At 60.3% G+C, this 19297-nt stretch carries 19 protein-coding genes and 1 pseudogene; 11 read left to right on the top strand and 9 right to left on the bottom strand.

Going from position 1 to position 19297, the window contains the following annotated elements; translation table 11 throughout:
* Nucleotides 1-32: 32 nt before the first annotated feature.
* Both araH and IE123_RS06190 read left to right on the top strand, forming a co-directional pair.
* Nucleotides 33-1052, top strand: a complete 1020-nt coding sequence (gene araH, locus IE123_RS06195; protein ID WP_189516221.1) for an L-arabinose ABC transporter permease AraH — start codon at nucleotides 33-35, stop codon at nucleotides 1050-1052.
* 40 nt (nucleotides 1053-1092) lie between these two features.
* Nucleotides 1093-2268: an aldose epimerase family protein gene (locus IE123_RS06190; RefSeq protein ID WP_189516219.1), complete on the top strand. Its 1176-nt coding sequence runs from the start codon at nucleotides 1093-1095 to the stop codon at nucleotides 2266-2268.
* Nucleotides 2269-2350: 82 nt separating this feature from the next.
* On the opposite strand, the pseudogene IE123_RS16315 reads toward IE123_RS06190, so the two are convergent.
* From IE123_RS16315 to IE123_RS06160, 6 genes and pseudogenes are all read right to left on the bottom strand, one after another.
* Nucleotides 2351-2761 (bottom strand): annotated as a pseudogene (locus IE123_RS16315) (thiol-disulfide oxidoreductase DCC family protein).
* A gap of 56 nt (nucleotides 2762-2817) precedes the next feature.
* Nucleotides 2818-3753: an AEC family transporter gene (locus IE123_RS06180; RefSeq protein ID WP_189516217.1), complete on the bottom strand. Its 936-nt coding sequence runs from the start codon at nucleotides 3751-3753 to the stop codon at nucleotides 2818-2820.
* A 20-nt stretch (nucleotides 3754-3773) separates the two neighbouring features.
* Nucleotides 3774-4196, bottom strand: a complete 423-nt coding sequence (aroQ, locus tag IE123_RS06175) for a type II 3-dehydroquinate dehydratase (protein WP_189516215.1) — start codon at nucleotides 4194-4196, stop codon at nucleotides 3774-3776.
* Nucleotides 4193-5077: an RsiV family protein gene (locus tag IE123_RS06170; protein ID WP_189516213.1), complete on the bottom strand. Its 885-nt coding sequence runs from the start codon at nucleotides 5075-5077 to the stop codon at nucleotides 4193-4195. Before IE123_RS06170 ends, aroQ begins: the two co-directional genes overlap by 4 nt.
* 45 nt (nucleotides 5078-5122) lie before the next feature.
* Nucleotides 5123-5647, bottom strand: coding sequence for a C40 family peptidase (locus IE123_RS06165; protein WP_229819635.1), 525 nt, complete (start codon nucleotides 5645-5647; stop codon nucleotides 5123-5125).
* A 247-nt stretch (nucleotides 5648-5894) separates the two neighbouring features.
* A complete protein-coding gene (locus tag IE123_RS06160; RefSeq protein WP_189516211.1) occupies nucleotides 5895-6536 on the bottom strand; it encodes an OmpW/AlkL family protein in 642 nt (213 codons plus the stop codon).
* Nucleotides 6537-6781: 245 nt separating this feature from the next.
* Here IE123_RS06160 and IE123_RS06155 point away from each other — a divergent pair, with 245 nt between their 5' ends.
* From IE123_RS06155 to gloA, 3 genes are all read left to right on the top strand, one after another.
* A complete protein-coding gene (locus tag IE123_RS06155) occupies nucleotides 6782-7879 on the top strand; it encodes a M42 family metallopeptidase (RefSeq protein WP_189516209.1) in 1098 nt (365 codons plus the stop codon).
* A gap of 180 nt (nucleotides 7880-8059) precedes the next feature.
* The gene (locus tag IE123_RS06150; RefSeq protein WP_189516207.1) at nucleotides 8060-8515 is read left to right on the top strand and encodes a GNAT family N-acetyltransferase; all 456 of its coding nucleotides are present in this window, start codon (nucleotides 8060-8062) and stop codon (nucleotides 8513-8515) included.
* A gap of 123 nt (nucleotides 8516-8638) precedes the next feature.
* On the top strand, nucleotides 8639-9175 hold the full coding sequence (gene gloA, locus IE123_RS06145) for a lactoylglutathione lyase (protein ID WP_189516205.1): 537 nt from the start codon (nucleotides 8639-8641) through the stop codon (nucleotides 9173-9175).
* Nucleotides 9176-9205: 30 nt separating this feature from the next.
* On the opposite strand, the gene IE123_RS06140 is transcribed toward gloA, so the two are convergent.
* On the bottom strand, nucleotides 9206-10627 hold the full coding sequence (locus tag IE123_RS06140; RefSeq protein ID WP_189516203.1) for a mechanosensitive ion channel family protein: 1422 nt from the start codon (nucleotides 10625-10627) through the stop codon (nucleotides 9206-9208).
* 155 nt (nucleotides 10628-10782) lie between these two features.
* Here IE123_RS06140 and IE123_RS06135 point away from each other — a divergent pair, with 155 nt between their 5' ends.
* The 5 genes from IE123_RS06135 (at nucleotide 10783) to IE123_RS06115 (ending at nucleotide 15881) form a co-directional block, all read left to right on the top strand.
* Complete coding sequence (locus IE123_RS06135) at nucleotides 10783-11631, top strand: IclR family transcriptional regulator (protein WP_189516200.1); 849 nt, start codon at nucleotides 10783-10785, stop codon at nucleotides 11629-11631.
* Nucleotides 11624-12592, top strand: a complete 969-nt coding sequence (locus tag IE123_RS06130; protein WP_189516199.1) for a 2-dehydro-3-deoxygalactonokinase — start codon at nucleotides 11624-11626, stop codon at nucleotides 12590-12592. Before IE123_RS06135 ends, IE123_RS06130 begins: the two co-directional genes overlap by 8 nt.
* Before the next feature lie 35 nt (nucleotides 12593-12627).
* A complete protein-coding gene (locus IE123_RS06125; RefSeq protein WP_189516197.1) occupies nucleotides 12628-13251 on the top strand; it encodes a 2-dehydro-3-deoxy-6-phosphogalactonate aldolase in 624 nt (207 codons plus the stop codon).
* Between the two features lie 59 nt (nucleotides 13252-13310).
* Nucleotides 13311-14459 carry a galactonate dehydratase gene (gene dgoD / locus IE123_RS06120; RefSeq protein ID WP_189516195.1) on the top strand — a complete coding sequence of 383 codons (1149 nt, stop codon included), beginning with the start codon at nucleotides 13311-13313 and terminating at the stop codon, nucleotides 14457-14459.
* Between the two features lie 255 nt (nucleotides 14460-14714).
* Nucleotides 14715-15881 (top strand): nucleotide sugar dehydrogenase, encoded by a 1167-nt coding sequence (locus tag IE123_RS06115; RefSeq protein ID WP_189516192.1) that lies wholly within the window; start codon nucleotides 14715-14717, stop codon nucleotides 15879-15881.
* 63 nt (nucleotides 15882-15944) lie between these two features.
* Here IE123_RS06115 and IE123_RS06110 read toward each other — a convergent pair whose 3' ends face one another.
* Both IE123_RS06110 and IE123_RS06105 read right to left on the bottom strand, forming a co-directional pair.
* Nucleotides 15945-16841 (bottom strand): glycosyltransferase family 8 protein, encoded by an 897-nt coding sequence (locus IE123_RS06110; RefSeq protein WP_268246947.1) that lies wholly within the window; start codon nucleotides 16839-16841, stop codon nucleotides 15945-15947.
* A 662-nt stretch (nucleotides 16842-17503) separates the two neighbouring features.
* The gene (locus IE123_RS06105) at nucleotides 17504-18445 is read right to left on the bottom strand and encodes a LysR substrate-binding domain-containing protein (protein ID WP_308430197.1); all 942 of its coding nucleotides are present in this window, start codon (nucleotides 18443-18445) and stop codon (nucleotides 17504-17506) included.
* 105 nt (nucleotides 18446-18550) lie between these two features.
* On the opposite strand from IE123_RS06105, the gene IE123_RS06100 reads away from it, so the two are divergent.
* The gene (locus IE123_RS06100; protein WP_189516188.1) at nucleotides 18551-19141 is read left to right on the top strand and encodes an NAD(P)H-dependent oxidoreductase; all 591 of its coding nucleotides are present in this window, start codon (nucleotides 18551-18553) and stop codon (nucleotides 19139-19141) included.
* The last annotated feature ends 156 nt before the right edge of the window (nucleotides 19142-19297 follow it).

The raw sequence follows: 19297 nt of genomic DNA, 5'->3' as shown, positions 1-19297 counted from the left end.
CCAATAACAATGATGTCTGGAGACACCGAATCATGAGTACCGACAAGAGCGTTCATGCCGACGACAGCGGGCGGGCGATTGCCCCGCCGGGCAAGCGCCAGGGGTTGATCAAGCCGCTGCGCACCCTGCTGGATACCTCCGGGCTGATCGCCATCTTTTTGCTGCTGTTCGTGGCGCTTGCCGTGGCCATTCCCGATTTTCTGACCAGCCGCAACATGGTTGGTCTACTACTGTCGGTGACCATTATCGGCACCATTGCCACCACCATGATGATGGTGCTGGCGCTTGGGGAGGTGGATCTGTCGGTGGCCTCGATCGTCGCCTTTGCCGGCGTCAGTGCTGCGGTGATCACCAGCGCGTCAGGCAGCGTGCTGATCGGCGCGCTGGGCGGGGCGGGTGCAGGCGCACTGGTGGGTATTTTCAACGGGGTCGTGGTGGCCCGCTTTGGCATCAACTCACTGATTGCCACGCTTGCTGCCATGGAGTTCGTGCGTGGACTGGCCTACATCACCTCCGGCGGTGATGCGGTCATGATCACCGTACCGGGCTTTTTTGATCTGGGCAGCGCTTCCTTCCTGGGGCTGACCCTGCCGGTGTGGACCATGATCATCTGCTTTGTGATCTTTGGCTTCGTACTCAATCTGACGGCGTTCGGGCGCAACGTGCTGGCCACCGGTGGCAATCCGGAGGCGGCAGCACTGGCCGGGGTCAACGTGCGCCGGCTCAAGATCATCGTGTTCGGCCTGCAGGGGCTGGTCGCCGGCATTGCCGGGGTGCTGCTGGCCTCGCGCATGGGACTGGGTGACCCGAACACCTCGATGGGACTGGAGCTTGCCGTCATTTCGGCCTGCGTACTGGGCGGCGTAGCGCTCTCCGGTGGCGTGGCCTCGATCACCGGCGTGCTGGTGGGTGTGCTGATCATGGGCTGCGTGCAAAACGCCATGGGGCTTTTGAACGTGCCCACCTTCTATCAGTACCTGGTGCGTGGCGCCATCCTGCTGCTGGCCGTCATGTTTGACCGCTGGAAACAGCAAAAGCGTCAGCGGGCCTGATCGGGCCATCTCTTGAGTATCATTGTGAAAGGAGCGTGCCATGAAAGGACAGTCCCTGCGGTTTGCTCTGGGCCTGAGCGCCGGTCTGCTCTGCGCGAGCACCGGACAGTCGATGGCGGCGTCGGCACCGATGCCGCCGAACGTCGAGCAGTTCGTGTTCGGTACGCTGCCCGACGGGCGCACCGTGCATGGCTATCGCATCACGAATGATCAGCAGCTGCGCCTGGAGGTGATCGAGTACGGCGGCATCATTACCTCGCTGGAGACGCCGGATCGGGATGGCCAAATGGCCGATATCGTGCTCGGCTTCAACTCGCTTGAAGGCTATCTGTCGCCGGCCTATCAGAAGCTTAACCCCTACTTCGGGGCGCTGATCGGACGCTACGGCAACCGCATTGCGGGCGGACGCTTTACGCTGGATGGTCAGACGTATCAGCTGGCGACCAACGACGGCCCCAATCACCTGCACGGCGGCGATGAAGGCTTCAACAAGAAGCTCTGGCAGGCCACGCCATTTTCCTCAAGCGAGGGCAGCGGCGTGGTGATGCGCCACACCAGCGCCGACGGTGAAGAGGGCTACCCCGGTGAGCTGGCGGTCGAGGTCAAATACACCCTGACCCATGACGATACGCTTGCCATCGATTACAGCGCCCGCACCACGAAGGCCACGCCGGTCAACCTGACCCAGCACAGCTACTTCAATCTGGATGGCGAGGGCAGCGACAGCATTCTTGACCACGTCATGATGATTGCGGCTTCGGCCTATACGCCGGTCAACGAGACGCTGATTCCTACCGGCGAGATCGCCCCGATCGCCGGCACGCCGTTTGATTTCACCCGTCCCACGCCGATCGGGGAGCGCATCGAGGCTGATAACGAGCAGCTCACCCGGGGCAAGGGCTATGACCATAACTTCGTGCTTGCCCGGCAGCCTCGCGTCGCTCCCGAGCGCGCCGCACGGGTCGTGTCGCCCGACAGCGGTCGCGTGCTGGAAGTATCGACCACCGAGCCGGGACTTCAGTTCTATTCGGGGAATTTCCTGGATGGCAGCGTGAGCGGCAAGAGTGGGCGCGCCTATGGCCATCGTTCGGGGCTGGCGCTGGAAACGCAGCACTTCCCGGATTCGCCAAATCAAAGCGGCTTCCCGTCAACGATTCTTCAACCCGGCGAAACGCTTGAAAGTCATACGGTCTATCGTTTCACGACCGAAGACTAACCCTCGCTTCATGCCACAAGACAGCGCCCTGTGATCTCTTTCGCAGGGCGCTGTTTTAGCTACAGGTGTCGCGGGCTCGGGGTCAGGGCTTTTTATCGCCCAGACCGCACTGTCCCGATTCGCAGCTTTCACAGCGCTGCCGACCGGTCAGCCAGCCCGAAATGCGATAGCGACGCGGGGCAAACCAGAGATAGACCCGATCGGCGATGGGGCGAATCAGCGGCCAGCGCAGCGGCGCGGTGAGCCAGCCACGGCCGACCAGTGACTAGGCACGGTGGGTCACATCCAGCCCGCGAATCCGCCGGCCGTGAACGTCACCGAGCAGAATGGCGCTGGCTTCCTCGCGATCTACGTCCGGATAGCGGCTCGTAAAGCCCTCGGCGTGAATGTCCTCGAACGTGATGCGCTGCGCTCGATCGAGGCGCTTTAAATGGTTGATCTCGTTGACGCACAGCGGGCAGGTGCCGTCATAAAAAAGCGTCAGCTCGGCCATGTCAGCTCTCCCGAAAGTGGCGTTCCCCTCAGCATAGCGGATCACGGCCCGGCCGTTCAGGAGACGCCGAGCAGTTGCAGCATCACCGGCATGGTCAGCATCGCCAGCAGCGTCTGCCCCGTGATGATCGCTGCCATCAGCTCGGCATCACCGCCAAGCTGGCGGGCCAGGATATAGGCCGACGTTGCGGTGGGCAGCGCGGCAAAGAGCAGGGCGACGTGTCGATCCACCCCGTGCAGACCGGAAAGCCAGGCCAGACACAGCACCAGCATCGGCGTGATCACAAGCTTGAGAACGCTTGAGAGCCAGAACGCCCGGCCGCCGCGCCACAATGCCTTCGGGCGCAGCGCCACGCCTACCGCCACCAGCCCCAGCGGCAGGGCCGCCTGCCCGAGAAGCTCAAGGGCCGGCGCGCTGACCCCGGGCAGACCGATGCCACTGGCATTGAGGGCCACCCCCGCCAGACAGGCGAGAATCAGCGGGTTGCGCGCCAGCGCCAGCACACTGTTGACGATCCTTGCCTGGCCCTGGTTATCGGAGACAACAGTGCCGGAGACGACAAAGGCCAGCACGCACAGGATATTGGCCGTGGGCACCATCAGCGCAATCGCCACTGCCGCCACGGTGAGCCCCGCCTCGCCATACAGCGCTCCGGCACCGGCCACGCCGACATAGGTGTTGAAACGCACCACGCCCTGAAAGGCCGAGGTGAACACCGCCGGTGTTAACGCCAGACGCGCGCGCGCCAGCCACAGTCCGGCACCCAGCAGCAGCATGGCGCCCAGCAGGGTGACGGCCAGCGGCAGCACCGACACCTGACGAACGTCAGCGGTGGCCAGCGTTGCCACCAGCATGGCCGGAAACAGCAGGTAATAGATAAAGCGCTCGAGCCGCGGCCAGAAATCACCGCCGGGAAAGCGGGCCCAGCCCAGCACCGCGCCCAGCGCGATGAGGGCAAACAGCGGGGCCAGCGCATCGACGATGCTGCTCATGGCGTCATTCCTGAAAAGCGCTAGCGCGCCAGAAAATCGATTGCCGCAAGATAGCCGAAGCTGCCCATGCCCGCGATTACCGCCTCGGCCCGCGCCGAGACATATGAGTGGTGGCGAAAGGCCTCGCGGGTATGCACGTTGGACAGATGCACTTCGATCACGCGGCCCTCGAAGGCCTTGAGCGCATCCAGCAGCGCCACCGACGTGTGCGACCAGGCCGCCGGATTGATGATGATGGCATCAAAGCGCCCGCGCGCCTCATGAATGCGATCAAGCATCACGCCTTCGTGATTGGTCTGGAGAAAATCGGTACCTACGCCCTTGTCAAAGGCGCGGTGACGAATGGCGTTTTCAATATCGGCCAGTGTCTCATGGCCATAGATATCGGGCTCGCGCTTGCCCAGCAGGTTCAGATTGGGGCCGTTGAGGATCAAAACGTTCATTTCGATACCTCAGTGTCAGCGGTGGCGCCGGGCAAAAACCGCGGCTTGAGCACGCCTTTCAGATCGCTGTAGGGAATGGTCAGCGTCGGCTGTCCGATGGCATAGGGGCCCAGGTCATAGACGCCGTAGGTAACGGCCATGTTGTCCTCCAGCGGTGCAGCGTTATCGCTGGGCGAGAACGGCCAGTTGATGGGATCGAGCGTCTTGCCTACTTCGCTGTTGTCCTGCCAGTCCTGCCAGGCGTTTTTCAGCGCCGCCTCGAAGACCGGGTGCTGGCCCTCTTCCAGCATGTCGTCCAGCGACACGACCTGGCGGGTATGTTCGTCGATGACCATATATTCGGTGCCCGGCAGGCCATGGGCGCCGCCGGTCATGACGTAGCTTTGAAGCGCGAGAATCAGCAGATCATCGTGACGACTGACCTCCTTTGCTTCGAGACTGGCGTAGTAGTGGCTCGGGTGGTCCGTGTCTTCGTTGGCCTGAGCGCTTTGATTGAAGAAATTCTCGGCGTAGGCATCCACTGTCGAGGGCAGTCTGTCTTCATCCACCGCCGAATCGCTGATCGGACTGCCCATATGCACCAGACGACGCTCCAGCTCGCTTGAGAGTGTCGGGGCATTATCGAATTCGATCGTATGAATCTCGACGCTGGCACACTCATCGCCCTCACAGTCCGGCGCTGTAATCGTGCGGTTGACGAAGGTGGGCGAAAGCCCCTCCTGGCGGTGTTGCGTGTCGGTCGTATCGGCGGTGGACGAGACATTGTCCTGCGCCGTGCCCTCATTGTCGGTGTTCTGGTCGTCACCGTTCTGGTCGCAGGCGGTGAGGGCGAGCAGCAGGGCCGGTACGGCCAGCCATCGATAGCGAGTTGCGTTGATCATGGGAAATATCCTTTTTCGAAACAAAAAAATGCCGTGGATGGCCGTTCAGGGGGCCGGCGCCGCCGCGCCGCGATAGTGACTGCGCCAGTAGCGGTTATCCAGACCGGCCAGCGTGACCTGACGCCCGCTGCCAGGAGCGTGGATCATCTGATTGTTGCCCATGTAGATGCCCACGTGGCTGACACTGTTTCCTGAGCCGAAAAACATCAGATCGCCCGGGCGGGCGCGCTCGATGCGCTGGAGGCCATCGAACTGCTGCTGCGAGGTGCGGGGAATATCGATGCCGGCGGCCAGAAAGCTTGCCTGGGTCAGGCCGCTGCAATCCATGCCGGAAGGGGTCGTGCCACCGTATTTGTAGGGTGTGCCCAGTGCATCGCGGGCGTGGTTCATGACCAGCACCCGCTCGATCGACAGGTCCTGCTGCTCCGAGATCGGACCTGCCATGTCGCTGGTCTGCATCCTAGGGGTGCCGGCGCAGCCGGCCAGCCACATGACCATGATCAGTAGTGAAAACCCGTGCAGGCGCCGCATTGGACGCAGGGGAAAGCGATGAGTAACAGACAGGGGCATGGGCAGATTCCGGTGGACAGCAATGTCTCGATGGTAACGGCGAATATCTCGATAGTAACCGCGAATGTCATGCGTTTTCGAGTCCCGGCGTAAGGGGATGACACAGGAGATTCGAACGGTACGGATGTGCAGGGATGGCGGTGCGGACGGGGCTGATAAAAGCGCAAAAAAAACCCGACGGCAGGCCGAGACCGTCGGGTGTGCGCCGGTCGAGAAAGCGGCGCAAAAAAGGGTAGGGACTGTCTGATTAGAAGCGGTAGCTGATGCCGCTCATGATGACGACCGGGTCGATATCCAGATGCGTCTTGTAGGTCTCGCCACCGGCACTGGCCTTCACGTTGGAGTCGATGTCCAGATACCAGACGGCGGCGTTGACGGCCCAGTGCTCGTTGATCAACAGATCCACACCGGCCTGGCCGGCCCAGCCCCAGGAGTTTTTCATCTCCATGCTGGCGCCATCGATATTGACGTTTTCCGCCGAGAAGCGGGTGTAGTTCACACCGGCGCCGACATAGGGCTGTACGGGAGATTCGGTGCCGCCCAGCGGGTAGTACTGCAGCGTGAGCGTCGGGGGCAGGTGCTTGACCGAGCCGCCGTGGTCACCGTCCAGGTTGAAGTCATGCTTGAAGCGCTGCGCGGCCAGCAGTTCAACGCCCCACTGATCCAGAAAACGATAGCCGAAGGTGATCGCGAAGCCACGGCCATCCTTGACGTCGACCTTGTCCACGCCCAGTGAATCATAATTGCCGTTGTCGTCTTTCGGTGACACCTTGGCAAGACCGGCGCGGGTGAAGAAATCGCCCTGTCCGTAGGTGGATTCGGCATGGGCCGTGCCCACGGTGGCCCCGAGTGCCAGAGCAGCAATGGAAATAAGCGGCAGCGCGCGCATGTATCTGATTCCCTTGAACAGTTTTTTCTGTCGTGGTTCGGGTCCCCCTTCAGGCACGATGTACCTGACCCGATCCCCTGTGATTGCCTTGCAGCATTGTGCCAGGCGAACGCTGTTCATTTTTGACGCACGTCAAAACATCGGTGACAGATTGTTTCAGGACGCTGGACGCGCGCGTCCATTCGCGCCATGGTCAGGGCGTACGGATCGATCGATCCCTGAACACCGCATGAACAGGACAGACCATGAGTGACAGCACCTCGCTTTTGAACGACCAGTCGATGGAATTTCTCGAACGCTATCTCAACAATGCCTCGCCCACCGGCTATGAGTGGGAAGGCCAGAAACTGTGGATGGACTATCTGCGTCCGTGGGTGGACGAATTCTTTACCGATACCTACGGCACCGCGGTCGGAGTGATCAATCCCGATGCCAAATACAAGGTCGTGATCGAAGGGCACGCCGACGAGATCAGCTGGTATGTGAACTACATCTCTGATGAAGGCCTGCTCTACGTAATTCGCAACGGTGGCAGCGACCATCAGATCGCGCCCTCCAAGCGGGTCAACATCCATACGAAAAACGGCATCGTCGAAGGCGTGTTCGGCTGGCCGGCGATCCATACCCGCCGCAGCCCCGGCAGCGAGGAGCAGGTCCCCAAGCCGGACAACATCTTTATCGACGTGGGCTGTAACAACAAGGAAGAGGTCGAAAAGCTCGGCGTGCACGTGGGCTGCGTGATCACCTATCCGGACACCTTCAGCATCCTCAACGGCAACAGGTTCGTCTGCCGCGCGCTGGATAACCGCATGGGCGGCTTCATGATCGCCGAGGTGGCCCGCCTTCTGAAAGAGAACGGCAAGACACTCGATTTCGGTCTCTATATCGTCAACTCGGTACAGGAAGAAGTGGGCCTGCGCGGCGCGCAGATGATCGCCGAGCGCATCCAGCCGAACGTGGCAATCGTCACTGACGTGACCCATGACACCCACACGCCGATGATCGATCCCAAGAAGGAAGGCAGCAACAGGATGGGCGCCGGCCCCGTGATTGCCTGGGCGCCGGCAGTGCAGAATCGCCTGCGCGAGCGCATTCTGGACGTGGCCGAGAAGGGCAATATTCCGTTCCAGCGGGTCGCCAAGTCACGCGCCACCGGCACCGACACGGATTCGTTTGCCTACAGCAACACAGGTGTGGCCTCGGCCCTGATCTCGCTGCCGCTGCGCTACATGCACACCACGGTCGAGATGGTGCAGCGCGAGGACGTCGAAAACGTCATCCGCCTGATCTACGAGACGCTTTTGAACATCAAGTCAGGCGAGACGTTCAGCTATTTTGAATGACCGCCATTACTGAGAGATTCGGCGCCCCTGGCGCCGAATCCTTTCAGCTTGGTGTCCGCGTCAGGGCAAGTCGAATGCCCAGCGCCACGAACATGACACCGACGCCGCGCTCGAGCCACGCCTTGAGTCTGAGGCACGCTACGGGCGCTCAAAAAACAATACCACAGGCAGGAAGCCGGTATGTCCCTGGAGTTTCGCTGGTCGAGGTTTGATGCGCTCAGCACGCGCGAGTTTTATGAGATCGTGACCGCGCGTGAGGCGGTCTTTGTGGTAGAGCAGCAGTGTGCCTATCAGGAGGTGGACGCCCTTGATCCGCTCGCCTGGCACCTGCTGGCAACCGTGAATGATCAGTTGGCCGCCTACGTTCGCCTTGTAGGCCCCGGCGAGAAGTTTGCCGAACCCTCGATTGGTCGGGTGATGACGCTTGAGGCCTTTCGCGGCCGTCAATACGGTCGAGCGCTGATGAGTGAAGCCATTCGTTTCACCGAGGAGATCTATCCGGGCCTGGGCATCAAAATTGGCGCGCAGGTCTATCTGACGACCTTCTACGCGTCTTTCGGGTTTGTCGCGGTCAGCGCGCCTTACGATGACGATGGCATCCTCCATATTGATATGCGCAAGCCCGCCGTGGTGTAACAAAAACCGCGCCATTCATGAATTGCCAGCATTGCCTGTTCTCTCCTTGAACATTCGCTCGCCCGTGACAGAGCAGCCGGGCATGGTCGACACTGGCAGGCACACGTTTTACAGGAGAGACACATGACCACCTTTACCGAGAAGGCCCCGGGCGTGGCCGAAGAGATCCCCACGGCCGCCGCCGGCTTTACCCTCAACCACTCGATGGTGCGCATCAAGGACCCGGAGCGTGCGCTGCATTTCTATACCCACGTGTTCGGCATGCGCCTGCTGCGCAAGCTCGACTTTCCCGAGATGCAGTTCACGCTCTATTTCCTGACCCAGCTCTCGCCGGAAGACAGCGTGCCGGAAGATCCGGACGAGCGCACGATCTGGACCTTCAGCCAGCGCGGGCTGCTGGAGCTGACTCACAACTGGGGCACCGAGGACGACCCGGAATTTGCCTATCACAACGGCAACTCGGACCCGCAGGGCTACGGGCACATCTGCTTCAACGTGCCCAACCTGGAAAGTGCCGAGACGTGGTTTGAGGACATGGGAGTCGAGTTCATCAAGCGCGCCAATGATGGCAGGATGAAAAACGTGATCTTCGTGAAGGACCCGGATGGCTACTGGATCGAGGTGATCCAGGCCGATCTGATGGCGGGCGCCGGGCAGTAACGCCCGGCGCCGGTTCGGGTCCTGGTGCTATCAGCCGGGGCCCGGGCCGTTGGGCACCCGGTCCTCGGCGGGAACATCCTCCGGGGTCTGGGTCAGCGCTGTCTCCTCAGCCGGGGCGGGGCTTTCTTCCTGGCTGTCATCTTCCTGCCCGCCATGCAGGCTGTTGCGATCCGGCATCATGATGCGCATGCGCGGGAAGGCGTCCGGGTATTCGCGGGCAATGAAGCGGATCAGTCCCTCGCGCATCTCACAGCGCAGATCAAACGTATCGCCACCGCCACGGGCACTGACCAGCACGCGCAGCTGCATGTTGTACTCGGTCATCTCCAATAGCTGCACCTTGCATACCACACCGCTCCACAGCGGTGAGTTCTGCGCAATGCGGGTGGCTTCTTCCTGCAGCGCGTCCAGCGGCAGGGAGAAATCGGCGTAGAGAATCACGCTGCCGATCAGATCGTTGGTACGCCGTGTCCAGTTCTCGAACGGGTTGTCGATGAACCAGTTGATCGGCAGCACCAGCCGCCGCCAGTCCCACAGCCTGACCACCACATAGGTCAGCGTCAGCTCCTCGATCCAGCCCCACTCGCCCTGAACCACCACCGCATCATCGAGCTGAATCGGCTGGGTCATCGCGATCTGCACACCCGCCAGCAGGTTGCCGAATACCTTTTGCGCGGCAAACCCCAGCACCACGCCCATGATGCCGGCCGAAGCCAGGATGCTGGTGCCGAGCTGGCGGACCTTGTCAAAGAGCATCAGCATCGAGGCCACCGCGATCAGCACGATAATGAAGTTGATCAGCTTGCGCAGCACGGCGATCTGGGTATGTACCTTGCGGGCGGCCAGGTTATCGGCCACATCGACCCGGTAGTGCTCGCGCAGTGCCCGTTCAACGATGTTGACGCCGTGTACCAGCACGCCCGCAATGCTGCCAATCAGCAACATGCTGAGTACATTGTGGATAGCGTTATCAAAGCGCTCGGAGGTCACAAACAGCGGAAAGAGCGAGAAAAGCAGAAAGATCGGGAACAGTGCGGCAGCGGCCCGGGCCAGAAAGGGCGCCAGAAAGCGCTCGAAGTAGCCCTGACGTGTGACCGACCAGCGGTCCATGACGGCAATCACGCGCCGCGAGACCCGCACGAACAGCCAGAACCCCAGAAAAACGCCAATCACATTGGCCAGCGTCATGATCGTCGGCTGCCAGCCCAGCGCGGGCGGCACCAGATAATAAAGGGCCACCATGACGCCATAGCACCACACCAGACACACCAGCGGTGGGTGCACGGCAAGCGCCGCGACGTTAAGAAGATGCCAGCGCCCGTGCGCCAGCCCGCGCAGGTGCATGTGTAGAACCTTCAAAAGGCCGTGAAGGCCCATGGCAATGGCGATGGCGGCGACGGCCAGACTCCAGCGAGGGAGTGCGTCAAACCAGGAAACCAGCGTTTCTTGCATGACAACATCCTGTTGTGAATCAGAAAACGGGTGTCAAAAAGCACCTTTTGACCCTAGTACAGGATAAAGACCTTCGTATCATCATAATGATTCCCATAATATGGGAGTCATGTCTGCATGTTGGGATCCAGGGGTTTCAGGCGTACACTCAGGCCATGACAACTTCTCTCTCGGCACAACCTGTTGGCGCACAGGCGCTGCTACGCGGTCTGGCCGTCATTGATGCCGTGGCCGCAGGACATCATGGTCTGGCGGCCATCGGTGAGCACATCAACTGTACGCGCAGCACCACGCATCGACTGGTGTCGGCGCTGGTACATGCGGGCTATCTGCGCCACGGCGCGCAGGGCTATCAGCTTGGCCTGAAACTGGCCACGCTCGGCGCGCTCGCCCGCGAGCAGACACCGCTGGCCGCGCTGGCGCGTCCGATCATCGAGGCGCTGGCCCAGACATGCGGCGACAGCGTGCACCTGGGCGTTCGCGAGGGCGATGACGTGGTGTATCTGGACAAGGTTGCCGGTTCCCGCGGCCTTGAGATGCGTTCGCGCCCCGGGCTTCGTCTGCCGCTGGCGCTGACCGGCGTGGGCCGTGCGCTGATGCTCGATCTCCAAGAGCCTCAATGGCAGCGCCTGTACACGCAGGCCCGTGATCATCAAGCGCGCCAGAGTGATGCGCCCGTGGCAGGGCTTTCACCGCTGGAACCGCCGGCCTGGCCGGAATACCGGAACCGCCTTCTCGATTATCAAAGGACGAGTGTGGTGCTGGATCTGGAGGACAACGAACGCGGCATCCGCTGTGTGGCCGCCCCTGTACGTGATGAGCACGGCATGATCGTGGCGGCCATCAGCATCGCCAGCGCCACGCCCTGGATGTCGGATGCGCGCCTCGCCGAGCTTGCCCCCAGGGTGCGTGACGCCGCCGCGCAGTTGTCACACCGAATCGCCCGGCCTGACCTTCACCCCGACGCTGACTTTTCTCCACCTGCGGGAGCTTCCCATGAATGACGCCTCTCCCTGTCTGATCGCGCTGGACTGGGGCACCTCCTCACTGCGCGCCTGGCTGCTCGATGACCAGGGGCGGGTGCTGGACAGCCGCCACGAGCCCTGGGGCATTCTGCATACGCCGGACAATGACTTCGCCCGCGCCTATCAAAGGGTCGTGGGACAGTGGCGTGACGCACACCCGGACCTGCCGGCGCTGGCCTGCGGCATGATCGGCAGTCGCGGCGGCTGGCACGAAGTGCCCTACGTGGCAGCCCCGGCCGATGCCGACGCCATCGCCGCCGGGCTGGTCGCGATCGACACCGGCATTGATCAACTGTCGCTGGTCCCTGGCGTCATGCAGCATGACAATGTCGAGACCGGCACCCTGCCCAACGTCATGCGTGGCGAGGAAACCCAGCTGCTGGGTGTCATGGCACGCTACCCGGCGCTCGCTCGGGAGGCGCTTTTGATCATGCCCGGCACCCACAGCAAGTGGGCGCTGATCGAGCGCGAACGCCTGGTTGAATTCACCACCCACATGACCGGCGAGCTTTACGCCGTGCTGCGTGAGCACTCGATCCTGGGTCGCCCGGCGCTTGAATGTCAGGAAGATGCCACGGACGCGGCCAGCCAACAGGCCTTTGACGAAGGGCTTGAAAATGCCCGTGATGCCGGCAGTGCCGGACTGTCCGGACAGCTTTTCAGCGTGCGCAGCCGCGTACTGGCCGGTGAGCTTTCCCCGGCGGCAAGCCTTGCCTATCTCTCGGGGCTTTTGATCGGTGAGGAAGTGCGCAGTGCGACCGCTGCACTGGGAGATCGCCCCTGCCCACCGCTTGCCCTGATCGGTGATGAGGCCCTGTGCCGACGCTACGTCCGAGCGCTGTCGTATTTTGAATGTCGTGATGTCGAGACCATTAATGACGCCAGTATCAGCGGATTGATGAATATTGCCCGCCGTGCCGGCCTGATTGACCCGGCCTGATGGCTTCGATTCCCCAGGCTCACAAGGAGCAGACCATGTTGGATCAGTACCTGCAGACTTTGCCGTTGATCGCGATTTTGCGCGGTGTCACGCAAGACGAGATCGAACCCATCGGCCAGGCCCTTTATGACGCCGGTTTTCGCGTCATGGAGATTCCGCTCAACTCGCCCGAGCCGCTGGAAAGCATTGTGCGTCTGGATCGCGCGCTGGGTGACAGGTGCCTGATCGGCGCCGGCACCGTCACCCGCGTGCAGCAGGTGCGCGATGTGGCCCACGCCGGCGGCAAGCTGATCGTGTCACCGCATGGTGATACCCGCGTCATACAGTCCACCAAGGCGGCCGGGCTTGTCAGCGCCCCGGGCGTGGCCACGCCGACCGAGGCCTTTGCCGCACTCAATGCCGGTGCCGATGCACTCAAGATGTTTCCGGCCGAACAGCTGGGAGCAAAGGTCATCAAGGCCTGGCGCGCCGTGCTGCCGCCCGAGGTGTCACTGCTGCCGGTGGGCGGTATCACGCCGGACAACATGCAGGAATTTGTCGATGCCGGCGCCGGCGGCTTCGGACTGGGCTCGGCGCTCTACAAGCCCGGCATGAGCGCAGAAGAGGTCGGCCGTAACGCCCGCGCCTTTCGTGACGCCTGGCAGGCGCTCAAGCGCTGAGAGCTTTCTCATCGATTTCTGGCTGATCCACTTCTGACGACGAACTGCCGAGTACCTTTATGAAAATTACCCGACTGGAAACCTTCATCGTACCGCCGCGCTGGTGCTTTCTGAAAATCGAGACCGACGAGGGTTTTGTCGGCTGGGGCGAGCCGGTAGTGGAAGGGCGCGCCCACAGTGTGGCTGCAGCGGTGGACGAGCTTGCCGACTACCTGATCGGCAAGGACCCGCGCCATATCGAGGATCACTGGACGGTGATGTATCGCGGCGGCTTCTACCGCGGCGGCGCCATTCACATGAGCGCGCTGGCCGGCATCGACCAGGCACTGTGGGACATCAAGGGCAAGGTACTGGGTGTGCCGGTGCATGAGCTGCTGGGCGGCGCGGTGCGCGATCGCATCCGCGTCTACTCCTGGATCGGCGGCGACCGCCCGGCCGATACCGCGCGCATGGCGAAGGAGCGCATGGACGGTGGCTTCACCGCCATCAAGATGAACGCCAGTGAAGAGATGCAGTTCATCGACACCTTCGACAAGGTTGATGCGGTGCTGGCCAACGTGGCCGCCATTCGCGACGCGGTTGGCCCGCATTTCGGTATCGGCGTGGACTTCCACGGCCGGGTGCACAAGCCGATGGCCAAGGTATTGATGAAGGAGCTTGAACCCTATCGTCTGATGTTTGTCGAAGAGCCGGTGCTCAGCGAAAACGCCGAGGCGCTCAAGGAAATTGCGCCGCTGTCCAACATCCCGATTGCCCTGGGCGAGCGGCTTTTCTCGCGCTGGGACTTCAAGCAGATTCTGGCCGGCGGCTACGTGGATATCGTTCAGCCCGACCCGTCTCACTCCGGCGGCATTACCGAGACGCGCAAGATCGCCAACATGGCCGAGGCATACGATGTAGCGCTGGCATTGCACTGTCCGCTGGGGCCGATTGCACTGGCCGCCAACCTGCAGCTCGATGCCAACTGCTACAACGCCTTCATCCAGGAGCAGAGCCTGGGCATTCACTACAATCAGGGCAATGACCTGCTGGACTATGTCAAAAACCCTGAAGTGTTTGCCTACGAAGACGGCTACGTGAAGATCCCCCAGGGGCCGGGGCTGGGCGTTGAGGTCAACGAGGAATACGTGCGCGAGCGCGCCGAAATCGGCCACCGCTGGCGCAACCCCATCTGGCGCCACGCCGATGGCAGCTTCGCCGAGTGGTAGAAAGCGCAGGGAAGCGTTTGACTGATAACGCGTCTGAAAGCGCGTTACCATGGGCCAGCCTTGCGCTGGCCCTGCTGTTTAAAAGACGTTGTAAAGTGATGAAAAGTAGCGTTTGTGCCAAGCATGGTAGATGACAGGACGCGTATGATGCGCGGGAACAGCGTCGACCGCTGCTCTGAAAGATGCCACGCCCCACGGCCCTGCGCAGCTCAATAACGGTCGATAAAGCACATTTTTGACGAAAGGACGGTTCAAGTGAAAATTGCAGTTGCAGGCACAGGCTATGTGGGCCTTTCCAACGCCATGCTGCTGGCGCAGCATCACGAAGTGGTGGCGGTCGATATCCTGCCCGAGAAGGTCGAGCGCCTGAACAACGGGGTATCGCCCATCGAGGATGCGGAAATCTCGGACTTTCTGGCCAATCGTGCGCTGAATTTCACTGCCACCCTGGACAAGGAGGCGGCTTATCGCGATGCGGCGTTTGTCATTATCGCCACGCCCACCGATTACGACCCCCAGACCAACTACTTCAACACCAAAAGTGTCGAGTCGGTCATCAATGACGTCATGGCGATCAACCCCGAGGCCGTGATGGTGATCAAGTCGACCGTACCGGTGGGCTATACCCGTGAGGCCTGCGAGCGCTTCAACACGCCCAATCTGATGTTCTCGCCGGAGTTTCTGCGTGAAGGCAAGGCGCTGTACGACAACCTGCATCCCTCGCGCATCATCGTCGGCGAGCGCTCCGAGCGCGCCGAGCAGTTCGCCAATATGCTCAAGCAAGGCGCGGTCAAGGAAGAGATTCCCACGCTGCTGGTCGACAGCACCGAAGCCGAGGCGATCAAGCTCTTTTCCAACACGTATCTGGCCATGCGTGTGGCCTATTTCAACGAGCTGGACACCTACGCCGAGACCCACGGGCTTAACGCGCGCCAGATCATTGATGGCGTGGGCCTTGATCCACGCATCGGCAGCCACTACAACAACCCGAGCTTTGGCTACGGCGGTTACTGTCTGCCCAAGGATACCCGCCAGCTGCTGGCCAACTATCAGAACGTGCCCAACAACCTGATTCAGGCGATCGTTGAAGCCAACCGCACCCGCAAGGACTTCGTCGCCGAAGCCATCCTGCGTCGCAAGCCGAAGGTCGTCGGCGTCTATCGCCTGGTCATGAAAAGCGGCTCCGACAACTTCCGCGCCAGCGCCATGCAGGGCGTCATGAAGCGCATCAAGGCCAAGGGCGTGGAAGTCATCGTCTATGAACCGAGCCTGTCGGAAACCGAGTTCTTCAACTCCCGCGTGATCACCGACTTCGAGGCGTTCAAGGCCGAGGCCGATGTCATTATCGCCAACCGCATGTTGCCCGAACTCGAGGACGTGAAGGACAAGGTCTATACCCGCGACCTGTTCCATACCGACTGAGCATTGTTAAAAAAGCCACCTGCAAGGGTGGCTTTTTTCATGAAGGTATTAACACGACCGATGTTAAAGAAATCTTTTCATTTGTAGCCACCTTTTCTGCTGTTTGAAAAGCTTGTCGATACCCGAATAATATTTAAGTACATCCTTCAGGGAGCCAGGTTCTGGATAGAGATCGGCCCACGGCGACTGTTTCAGGTAATCAAGATAAACTTTCTTCAAAGGATGGATACACCCATAGCGCCAGGGTTTTCTGCGTGCCAGAAAATGAATGATAGCTGGATTTTTTAACGCCTTTTTATAATCTGATGACGTGGTGCCGACTGGGCCATACTGCTTTTTTTCGGATCGACGCCAGATGCCAGGCTGAAAGTTCCATTCCAGCGGCAAGCGTTGCCATCGGGACTGGAAAACAATATTCAGTGCGTCCTGGTCAGGATATTTGATATTACCTGCATGCGTCTGCATGACGCTAAAGAGCTGCTGTTCAATTCCTTCTTCTCGCCATCTGGTTAGATCCATGACAATGCTCCCCGAGTTAAAATACTCATGAGGGGCAAAGCCAAGTTCGAGTCTTGGGGCGCTGATATCTTCGACAGCTCCGATAATATGGTGGCCTAAATCCTTTTGATACAAGGTGGCAATGTCTCGAGTAGCCATCATGTCGCAATCAAGATAAATAACCCTGGAGATATCAGAAGGTAATATGGTTCCAAGGCTCATTCGATAATATGATGCCAGACCATAACGCTCTATAGGTAATCCTTCATAACGATTAGCATCAGGTTGATACCAGCAAAACTCTATGCTCTGGCTGTCCGATAGAGACGTTATCTTGTTGCGATTCGTTTCACTGATGCCGCCGTCAATGATATGAAAACGAAGCTGTTTGTCATGGCTTTTATTGATAATCGACATGATTAGTATGCCTAACCAGGGGGCATATTTATTATCTGACGCCATGGCAATATCTGTTTTATATAACTGCATAATCGTTTTACCGGCACAATAAATAACGAAGCATGCCTGTTCATGAAGGTTTTCGCAAAAATAACGTGACTGCGAGAGCAGTTATGGAAACCTTCTTTTAGTCAGTCCGTTGATATAAAAACGTGGACCTTGCGTCGTGTAAGGATCGTTTTGGAATTCACAGCAATGACTACGATAAAAGAGCAGGAGCTCGGGTGTTTGTGCCAGGTATTGCTGCAAGCATTGGGGCGAGTGCTCGTCAACGATGCAGAGCAAGTTAGCAGGGAAAAGGGTGCGCACCAGTGATGCAGGACGAAACAATGGTAGTGACCGGGATGGCGCTGAAGGTCATGGAGCGCGATCAGCCTCGGTTATCAACGACGATGAAAACGGCGGCATGCGGTCATGCAATACAATTAGACGCTTAACCAGCTTGCCAAGGCGGTCGCGCTAGCTTCTGGCCAACTATCAGAACGTGCCCAACGACCTGATTCAGGCGTTCGTTGGAGCCAACCGCATGCTGCCCGAACTCGAGGACGTGAAGGACAAGGTCTATACCCGCGACCTGTTCCATACCGACTGAGCGCTGCCTGCAAGCGATCCGGTGTTCAAAAAAACCATCCTTCGGGATGGTTTTTTGTGTCCTGACACCAGTACTACAGCCGCCCCTCGAGGCGCTCGGCCAAAAAGTCGAGAAAGACGCGTATACGCAGGGAGAGCTGGGTATTGCGGTAATAGACCGCCTGAATGCTCTGCTGACGTTCCAGACGCTGGTTGGGGAGCACCTCGGCAAGACGACCGGCTTCCAGATCCCGCCGGGTAATGAAATCGGCCAGACAGACAATCCCCTGGCCATCGAGAGCCAGGGTACGCAGGGTGTCACCGCTGGAGGCCGCCAGCACCGGGGTGATCTCAAGCTCTTCCCCGTGGGCATCATGCAGTGGCCAGCGGTTGAGCTGCGGCAGCTGACTGAACCCCATCAGGGTATGACGACTCAGGTCACCGACACTGGCAGGGGCCCCGTGGCGGGCCAGATAGTCGGGGCTGGCGACCAGCCGCAGCCGGCTGACACCCAGGGGGCGGGCGTGCAGCGAGGAGTCCCTGAGCGTGCCGATGCGAATGGCCAGATCGGTGCGCTGCTCGAGCAGGTCGATGATGCGGTCATTGGTATCCAGCTCCAGCGTGATGGCTGGATACCTCTGTCGAAACTCGCCAATCAGCGGGGTAATGACATGACGCATGAAGGAAGGGGCGGCATTGATGCGAAGCCGCCCGGCCGGGCGCTGACGGCTCAGGGCCATGGTCTCTTCGGCCTCGTCGACGGCCGCCAGGATCGCACGGGCATGACGCAGGAAGGTGCGCCCCTCGTCACTGAGCTCATGGCGTCGGGTGGTGCGGCGCAAAAGGGTGGTGCCCAGCTTCTGTTCCAGCCGGTGCAGGGCGCGACTGACGCCCGAAGTCGTCTGTCCGAGCTGTTCGGCCGCCGCGGTAATCGAACCGGTATCCACCACTGCAATAAAGGCGGACAGCTCTTCAAGGGTCACGTTCATGACGATATCGGCTCTAAAGACGGGCGTGGATTGTTGACTGCAGCGCAAGGATGATTCCCGGTTTCTCCCATTTTTCGCAGGAGTGTGCAAGGTGATAATGGTGGCATCGTTTTCATCTGAACTGTTTGTTATCTGACTTGAACGGAACACACCATGCGCAAGGTTTTACTCATTGATGGCGGGCGAGAGTACGCCCATTCCAGCGGTCGTTTGAACACGACCCTGCATGAGCTCGCCCGGGGCGAGCTTGCCGAACTCGGCTGCGAGGTAAACACCACCACGATCGAAGCCGGCTACGATCCGGCCGAAGAGGTCGAGAAGTTTCTGTGGGCCGATGTCATCGTCTATCAGATGCCCGGCTGGTGGATGGGCGCGCCCTGGACGCTCAAGCGCTATATCGATGAAGTGTTCACCACCGGTCATGGCTCGATGTATGCCAGTGACGGGCGCTCCAGACAGGATGCCAGCAAGCGCTATGGCAGCGGCGGGCTGCTGCAGGGTCGGCACTACATGCTGTCGCTGACCTGGAACGCGCCGCAGGAAGCCTTTGACGATCCGGCTGACTTCTTTGAAGGGCGCGGCGTGGACGACGTTTATTTCCCTTTCCACAAGTCGCAGCAGTTTGTCGGGCTTGAAGCGCTGCCGACCTTTCTGGCCACCGACGTGATCAAGAACCCGGAGATCGAGCGCTACCAGAGCGAGTATCGAGCGCACCTGCGCCGGGTATTCGGCCAGAACGCGTAAGTCCCGCACGCCACCCCTTCTCACTGTTGCCATCGCCGCCCTGATCCAGGCAACCCGAATCCGGGCGACCCTGGTCCGGGCGACAATGTCGTCACCATTACCTTTCTGTTATGTTCGCGCTGTCGCAGGGCGTCCGGTACGCCCTGCCTTCCCATC

This window comes from Kushneria pakistanensis (genome assembly GCF_014652795.1).
In the GTDB taxonomy this organism is placed as follows: Bacteria; Pseudomonadota; Gammaproteobacteria; order Pseudomonadales; family Halomonadaceae; genus Kushneria; species Kushneria pakistanensis.
This window is presented reverse-complemented; position numbering and strand designations above follow the sequence as displayed.

Coding starts and splice junctions, on each gene's coding strand:
- araH (WP_189516221.1), top strand. CDS start 33: ATGAGTACCGACAAGAGCGTTCATGCCGACGACAGCGGGCGGGCGATT.
- dgoD (WP_189516195.1), top strand. CDS start 13,311: ATGAAAATTACCCGACTGGAAACCTTCATCGTACCGCCGCGCTGGTGC.
- IE123_RS06160 (WP_189516211.1), bottom strand. CDS start 6,536: ATGCGCGCGCTGCCGCTTATTTCCATTGCTGCTCTGGCACTCGGGGCC.
- gloA (WP_189516205.1), top strand. CDS start 8,639: ATGACCACCTTTACCGAGAAGGCCCCGGGCGTGGCCGAAGAGATCCCC.
- IE123_RS06155 (WP_189516209.1), top strand. CDS start 6,782: ATGAGTGACAGCACCTCGCTTTTGAACGACCAGTCGATGGAATTTCTC.
- IE123_RS06130 (WP_189516199.1), top strand. CDS start 11,624: ATGAATGACGCCTCTCCCTGTCTGATCGCGCTGGACTGGGGCACCTCC.
- IE123_RS06150 (WP_189516207.1), top strand. CDS start 8,060: ATGTCCCTGGAGTTTCGCTGGTCGAGGTTTGATGCGCTCAGCACGCGC.
- IE123_RS06165 (WP_229819635.1), bottom strand. CDS start 5,647: ATGCCCCTGTCTGTTACTCATCGCTTTCCCCTGCGTCCAATGCGGCGC.
- IE123_RS06190 (WP_189516219.1), top strand. CDS start 1,093: ATGAAAGGACAGTCCCTGCGGTTTGCTCTGGGCCTGAGCGCCGGTCTG.
- IE123_RS06135 (WP_189516200.1), top strand. CDS start 10,783: ATGACAACTTCTCTCTCGGCACAACCTGTTGGCGCACAGGCGCTGCTA.
- IE123_RS06125 (WP_189516197.1), top strand. CDS start 12,628: ATGTTGGATCAGTACCTGCAGACTTTGCCGTTGATCGCGATTTTGCGC.
- IE123_RS06180 (WP_189516217.1), bottom strand. CDS start 3,753: ATGAGCAGCATCGTCGATGCGCTGGCCCCGCTGTTTGCCCTCATCGCG.
- IE123_RS06140 (WP_189516203.1), bottom strand. CDS start 10,627: ATGCAAGAAACGCTGGTTTCCTGGTTTGACGCACTCCCTCGCTGGAGT.
- aroQ (WP_189516215.1), bottom strand. CDS start 4,196: ATGAACGTTTTGATCCTCAACGGCCCCAATCTGAACCTGCTGGGCAAG.
- IE123_RS06110 (WP_268246947.1), bottom strand. CDS start 16,841: ATGGCGTCAGATAATAAATATGCCCCCTGGTTAGGCATACTAATCATG.
- IE123_RS06170 (WP_189516213.1), bottom strand. CDS start 5,077: ATGATCAACGCAACTCGCTATCGATGGCTGGCCGTACCGGCCCTGCTG.
- IE123_RS06100 (WP_189516188.1), top strand. CDS start 18,551: ATGCGCAAGGTTTTACTCATTGATGGCGGGCGAGAGTACGCCCATTCC.